We start from the raw sequence: 6,941 nt of genomic DNA, 5'->3' as shown, positions 1-6,941 counted from the left end.
GATTTATCGTCGTTACTTCGTAAGCGACTTTAATAATATATCATGTATATTATTTTTTGTCAACAACTTTATTGTTTCCCTGTCGACTTAGTTATTATATCTAGTATCAGGAATAAAAGCAATAGTTATTTTAAAATAAATAATATACATGAATTCATAGATTTCAAATACCATGACTGCACCCCTAATCAAGAAGAAGAAGCTTGCTTTTTTAAGAGTAAACTTTTTCTTTGAACCTTATAGTATTTCTTCTATATATAATTTCCGATTAATCCCTAAATTAATAATTTGCTCACTATCCATCACCTTTATGACCGGTCTTGTTTGCGAACCGGCATCAATAAAAATGATTTCAGCGATGAATCCATTGTTCAGTTTGACCATGCTTCCTATGGAAAAATTAGCAAAGCTTGATAACAAGGTTTTAACTACCCCAATATCAAATTTACCAAAGTCATCATGTAAGATCCTTTCTAATACCTTAAACGCTGACTGTTTCCTTCGATATGTCCTTTCGGAAGTCATGGTGTGGAAGACATCTGCAACAGCAATAATTTTTGAGAATAAGTTCATGGGTTTCGTTTTCACCCCTTTGGGATAACCCGTTCCATCCAACCGCCCATGATGCTCTAGAACAGCTATCTTCACAAGATCCTTAATGATGGAACTATCTTTAATCATTTTATAACTGAAAATAGGATGGGCATGTATCTCCTCGGTAGTATTAGTGAGTATCATTCTACTTAAAAAACATGGTAAACTGATAAGTCTTTTTATCCAAATTCAAAAACTCTTCAAATTCATTTTATGTGCAAAAAAAGACCCAGCTTAATTTGCCTGGGTCTTTTTTTTGCATAGGGTTATTCTTCCGTATCTTTTTCAGTTCCTTCATTTTCTACAATCGTATCTTTTTCGGTTCCTTCATTTCCTTCAATTACAGTAGGTTCAGAATCAGAATCTAGAGTCGTGACGGTTTCTATATCCATGTCTTCTTCTTCTTCTTCTCTTCCTACGATGGCCACCGTCGAAACATATTCATTATCTGCGGATTCGAGTCGGATGAGCTTAACACCCTGTGTATTACGGCCCGTTTTAGAAATGCCTTCGACTTCCATCCGGATCAATACACCAGCTGCTGTAATCAGCATCAAATCTTCATCTACACCCGTAACTGTTTTCACAGCTATAAGTTCTCCATTTTTCTCGGTGACATTGCATGTTTTTATTCCTTTGCCTCCACGGCTTTGAATACGGTATTCTTCCGCAGAGGTCCGTTTTCCATAGCCGTTTTTCGTAACAATCAGGACTTCTTCATCATCTTCAAGAATTTCCATTCCGACCACTTCATCATTCGTCCTTAAGGAAATCCCTTTGACTCCCGCTGCAGTACGTCCCATTGTCCGTACATCCGTTTCAGGAAAACGAATCATCATCCCGGCTTTCGTTCCAATAATGATCTGTTTCTCTCCATTCGTAAGACGGACAGAAATCAATTCATCATCTTCACGTAAACCTAAGGCAATTAAACCATTATTACGGATATTCGCAAAAGATGACAGAGGTGTACGCTTCGATATCCCATGTCTGGTCGTGAAGAATAAATACCAATCGTCAGCAAATTCCTTCACCGGTATGATTGCATTGACCCACTCGCCTTTATCGACTTCCAACAAGTTGATAAGCGGCAATCCCTTTGCGGTTCTACCATACTCAGGTATTTCATATCCTTTGGAACGGTAGACTTTACCTTTGTTAGTGAAGAATAATAGAGTGTCATGAGTCGAAGTGGTTAACAAGTGACCGACAAAGTCATCTGTATTCGTGCCCATACCCTGTATTCCTCGACCCCCGCGTTTTTGACTGCGGTATGTGGTTGCAGGCAAGCGTTTAATATAACCGTTATGCGTAAGTGTCACGATTATATTTTCCTCTGGGATTAAATCCTCATCTTCCAGGCTTTCAAAGCCGGCTAATGTGATTTCGGTTCTCCGTTTATCATCAAAACGTTCTTTAATTTCAAGAAGCTCTTCACGAATAATTTCAAGAACCTTTTCCTCATCAGCAAGAATCGCTTTATATTCTGCAATTATAGCCATTAATGCCTGATATTCATCTTCAATTTTTTCACGTTCCAGACCTGTCAAGCGCTGTAGACGCATATCCAGGATAGCTTGCGCCTGTTTTTCGGAAAGTGAGAATTGTGTCATTAAGCCTTCACGGGCAATTTCTGTCGTTTGGGAACCGCGGATTAACGAAATGACTGCATCCAAATTATCAAGTGCAATGCGCAAACCTTCTAAAATATGTGCGCGGGCTTCCGCTTTCCGTAATTCAAATTCAGTCCTCCGCCTTATGACTATCTGCTGATGTTCCAAGTAGTAGTGCAGGCATTGTTTTAAATTCAGCACTTTAGGCTGACCGTCCACCAAAGCAAGCAGATTGATTCCGAACGTGGTCTGCATCGCTGTATGCTTATACAGGTTGTTTAAAAGGACATTCGCGTTAACATCCTTTCGGAGTTCCATGACAATACGCATGCCATTACGATCCGATTCATCCCGTAAGTCGGTAATGCCTTCGATTTTCTTATCTCGAGCAAGTTCTGCAATTTTTTCAATCAATCTTGCTTTATTCACTTGATAAGGGATCTCCTTAACAAGGATTACCTGTTTACCATTGGGTTTCTCTTCAATCTCGACTTTCGCCCGTTGTATGATTGATCCTTTTCCGGTTTCATAGGCCTTTCTGATTCCACTTCGTCCTAAAATTAAACCGGCTGTCGGAAAGTCCGGCCCAGGGATATATTCCATCAACTCTGGAATTGTGATTTCAGGATTCTTACTTAAAGCCAATACGCCGTCAATTACCTCACCTAATTGATGGGGTGGAATATTGGTTGCCATCCCTACTGCTATACCTGATGAACCATTCACTAACAAGTTCGGGAAGCGGGCAGGCATAACGGCTGGTTCTCTTTCTGAACCATCATAGTTATCTTGGAAATTGACTGTATCTTTATTTAAATCGCGAAGTAACTCCATCGAGATTTTCGACATTCTCGCTTCTGTGTACCTCATTGCGGCAGCTTGGTCACCATCGACTGAACCGAAATTCCCATGACCATCTACAAGCATATAGCGGTAGTTGAAAGGTTGCGCCATCCGTACCATCGTTTCATATACAGCCGAATCACCATGCGGGTGATATTTACCGATGACTTCCCCGACGATACGGGCTGATTTCTTAAATGGTTTATCCGAAGTCATTCCGAGATCGTTCATTGCATAAAGAATTCTTCGGTGTACCGGTTTTAAACCGTCCCTTACATCAGGCAAAGCCCGTGACACGATAACGCTCATCGCATAATCCAAAAACGATGTCCGCATCTCGGTACTTATATTTATTTCTTTTACACCTGATCTTTCATTTTCTGACATGGAGCCAACCTCCTATTAAAAGCTTATACTCTCATTTAAATTTAACTGTTCGTGCACTATGTAAAGAACAGGATGTAAAAAGCATCCTGTCAAAAAATCAGATATCAAGATTTTTTACATAAATTGCATTTTCTTCAATGAAGTTACGTCGCGGTTCGACCTTGTCGCCCATCAACATCTCGAAAGTTTCATCTGCCTCGGCTGCATCCTTCAAACTGACTTGAAGCAGCGTTCTCGTTTCAGGGTTCATGGTCGTTTCCCACAATTGCTCTGGATTCATTTCTCCCAGCCCTTTATAACGCTGCAGATTAGGTTTAGGAGTACTTGGCAAGGTCGCCATGATTTCTTCAAGCTCGCGGTCATTATAAGCATATTCCACTTTTTTCCCTTGCTGAATCTTGAAAAGTGGCGGCTGAGCAATATATATATATCCATACTCGATAATTTTTCTCATATAACGGTAGAAGAATGTCAACATCAGCGTTCTGATATGGGCACCATCGACATCCGCATCTGTCATGATAACGATTTTATGGTATCTGGCTTTTTCAATATTGAATTCATCACCAATGCCCGTTCCAAGTGCTGTGATGATCGTGCCTATTTCTTCATTATGCAGGATTCTGTCCAATCGCGCTTTTTCAACGTTCAGGATTTTACCCCTTAGCGGCAGAATGGCTTGGAAATGGCGGTCCCGTCCTTGTTTTGCCGAGCCTCCCGCCGAGTTTCCTTCAACGATGTACAATTCGCTGATACCCGGGTCCTTAGAAGAACAATCTGCCAATTTCCCCGGTAGATTGGATACTTCCAAAGCACTTTTCCTCCGGGTCAATTCACGTGCTTTCTTCGCTGCCATACGAGCTCTCGCTGCCATTTGCCCTTTATCTACAATTTTTCGGGCCACTGCGGGATTTTCGTATAAGAAGGCATCAAGTCGTTCCGAAAGAATGGAATCCGTAACCGTTCTTACCTCAGAGTTTCCGAGTTTGGTTTTCGTCTGTCCTTCAAATTGTGGATCAGGATGCTTAATCGAAATGATTGCCGTTAAACCTTCCCGGACATCCTCACCTGAGAAATTGGCATCCGCTTCTTTTAAAAGACCATTTTTCCGTGCATAATCATTGATGACCCGGGTCAAAGCAGTCTTGAACCCCGATTCATGTGTACCGCCTTCATAGGTATGAATATTATTGGCAAAAGAAAAGACATTACTGATATAGCTGTCATTATATTGCAAGGCCAATTCAACAGAAATTCCATCTTTCTCGCCTTCCATGAAAATCGGTTCCTCATGCAATACCTCTTTAGAACGGTTCAAATGCTCAACATAAGATTTGATACCGCCCTCATAGTGGTAATCCCTAGTTTTCTCTTCTTCTTCACGTTTATCTTCAATGATCAGCTTCAAGCCTTTATTCAGGAATGCAAGCTCACGGATTCGTGTGGCTAATGTATCGAAATCATATTCCAATGTTTCCGTGAAGATTTCACCATCAGGAATGAAGTGTACAGTCGTTCCGGTATGATCGGTTTCCCCGATAATTTTCAAATCTTCTTTAGGAACACCGCGGTTAAATTGCTGATAATGGATTTTACCTTCACGATGAACGTAAACTTCCAATACCGTGGATAAGGCATTAACTACTGAAGCCCCCACACCATGCAGACCACCGGAGACCTTATAACCTCCGCCGCCAAATTTCCCGCCCGCATGAAGGACCGTCATGATTACTTCTACAGCTGGGCGTCCCATTTTTTCATGGATGCCCACTGGGATTCCCCGACCATTATCGACTACGGTTATGCTATTGTCTTCTTCGATCGTCACTTTGATTTCCGTACAGAAACCAGCCAGTGCCTCATCAATACTATTATCGACAATTTCCCAAACAAGATGGTGAAGTCCTTTTGCAGAGGTAGTGCCGATATACATTCCCGGACGTTTACGAACTGCTTCTAAGCCTTCTAAAACCTGTATCTGATTCTCATCGTATGCCTGAGCTTGTACTTCTTTTTGTTCCATTGTCATACGTATCACCTACACTTTTCTTTTGGCATTTATCAATTTTCAGGAGTAAATATAACGTTTAGCTACAATTCAAAGAATATCTATATCATCGATTAAGAGCGATGGCTGCAGTGAACGCTTTTTTAAAGTGGACGACGCAAGCGGTGAATAATATACCTGTTTGTCCGTCACTACAATCGATTTAACCGAGTTTTTTGCTAAATGGGAAGTTACATCAGACTTTTTCTCCAAAAATTCACTCATGATTGGAGAGGCCTGAAGCAGCTTCTTATCTAAAATGGCTATGACATCGTCCGTTTTCACAAGAATGTCTTCACCAATATGGAGATACATACATTCACCTCATCATTTAACCTTTTTTATACTTCCTTGACTAACATAAAAGGTGGACGCTTCTCTTAGGGTTTGATGATCGATTCCATCAACGGAGGGTGTCGTCACGAATGTTTGCACTTTCCCTTGTATCGTATTCAGTAAATGGGATTGACGGAAATCGTCAAGTTCCGATAACACATCATCCAATAATAAAATGGGATACTCGCCGATTTCTTCATGGATCAGCTCAATTTCGGCAAGTTTCAAAGACAGGGCAGTCGTGCGCTGTTGTCCTTGTGAACCATATGTCTGGACATCACGGTCATTCACAAAAAAAACCAGGTCGTCACGATGAGGACCTATCAGTGTTACACCCCGTTCAATTTCCCTTGTTTTTATTTTATCAAATTTTTCTGTGTATACTTCTATCATTTTCGTCAAATCCATAGATTCTGATACATCAAGCGACGGTTTATATTGGATTTTCAATACTTCTAGATTTCTGGAGATCCCCGAATGAATCGGCTCTGCCCATTGCTGGAGCTTTAAAAGAAACTCGTATCTTCTTTCGACAATTTTCGCTGCATACTGAATAAATTGATCAGTCAGCACGTCAAGCATCGTCGTATCCGTTTGTTTCAGGGTCTGCAGAAGCTTTAAGTAATGATTTCTTTGTTGAAGTATTTTATGATATTGGCTCATATCATGAAGGTATACGGGAGAAACCTGGCCAATTTCCATATCTATAAAACGGCGTCTGACTAGAGGACTTCCCTTTACAAGGTTAAGATCCTCAGGCGCAAACATGACCACATTCATATTTCCGACATATTGACTCAACTTTCTTTGTTCAATATGGTTGCACTTCGCCTTTTTCCCTTTTTTTGAAATGGTCAGCTCAAGTGGTATTGAGGTATTTCTCTTTCTAACTCTGCCTTCTATTTTAGCATACTCTTCATCCCAGCGAATAAGTTCTTTATCATTTGAGGTCCGATGTGATTTCGCCATTGCTAAAACAAAAATAGATTCCATGACATTTGTTTTTCCTTGAGCATTTTCGCCGAGGATTACATTGACTTTATTTTCAAAAGTCAGATTCAATTCGGTATAGTTGCGGTAATTTTTCAAGCTTATATTTTCAATATACATATTCCGCTCTT

General features: G+C 40.6%; 5 protein-coding genes. All 5 read right to left on the bottom strand.

The annotated features are described in order from the left end of the window. Window positions 1-237 precede the first annotated feature (237 nt). Window positions 238-738, bottom strand: a complete 501-nt coding sequence (locus IOC57_RS10925) for an HD-GYP domain-containing protein (protein WP_207438737.1) — start codon at window positions 736-738, stop codon at window positions 238-240. 122 nt (window positions 739-860) lie between these two features. After that, window positions 861-3,437 (bottom strand): DNA gyrase subunit A, encoded by a 2,577-nt coding sequence (gene gyrA, locus IOC57_RS10920; protein WP_207438736.1) that lies wholly within the window; start codon window positions 3,435-3,437, stop codon window positions 861-863. Between the two features lie 97 nt (window positions 3,438-3,534). Beyond that, the gene (gyrB, locus tag IOC57_RS10915; protein ID WP_207438750.1) at window positions 3,535-5,460 is read right to left on the bottom strand and encodes a DNA topoisomerase (ATP-hydrolyzing) subunit B; all 1,926 of its coding nucleotides are present in this window, start codon (window positions 5,458-5,460) and stop codon (window positions 3,535-3,537) included. 75 nt (window positions 5,461-5,535) lie between these two features. Beyond that, on the bottom strand, window positions 5,536-5,799 hold the full coding sequence (gene remB / locus IOC57_RS10910; RefSeq protein WP_034316197.1) for an extracellular matrix regulator RemB: 264 nt from the start codon (window positions 5,797-5,799) through the stop codon (window positions 5,536-5,538). A 12-nt stretch (window positions 5,800-5,811) separates the two neighbouring features. Continuing rightward, window positions 5,812-6,930, bottom strand: a complete 1,119-nt coding sequence (gene recF, locus IOC57_RS10905) for a DNA replication/repair protein RecF (protein WP_207438735.1) — start codon at window positions 6,928-6,930, stop codon at window positions 5,812-5,814. Window positions 6,931-6,941: the final 11 nt, after the last annotated feature.

This window comes from Bacillus sp. SD075 (assembly GCF_017355165.1).
Lineage (GTDB): Bacteria > Bacillota > Bacilli > Bacillales > DSM-1321 > Peribacillus.
The sequence above is the reverse complement of the archived record's forward strand: the minus strand, read 5'-3'. Positions and strand labels throughout refer to the sequence as shown.

Coding starts and splice junctions, on each gene's coding strand:
- IOC57_RS10925 (WP_207438737.1), bottom strand. CDS start 738: ATGATACTCACTAATACTACCGAGGAGATACATGCCCATCCTATTTTC.
- gyrA (WP_207438736.1), bottom strand. CDS start 3,437: ATGTCAGAAAATGAAAGATCAGGTGTAAAAGAAATAAATATAAGTACC.
- gyrB (WP_207438750.1), bottom strand. CDS start 5,460: ATGGAACAAAAAGAAGTACAAGCTCAGGCATACGATGAGAATCAGATA.
- remB (WP_034316197.1), bottom strand. CDS start 5,799: ATGTATCTCCATATTGGTGAAGACATTCTTGTGAAAACGGACGATGTC.
- recF (WP_207438735.1), bottom strand. CDS start 6,930: ATGTATATTGAAAATATAAGCTTGAAAAATTACCGCAACTATACCGAA.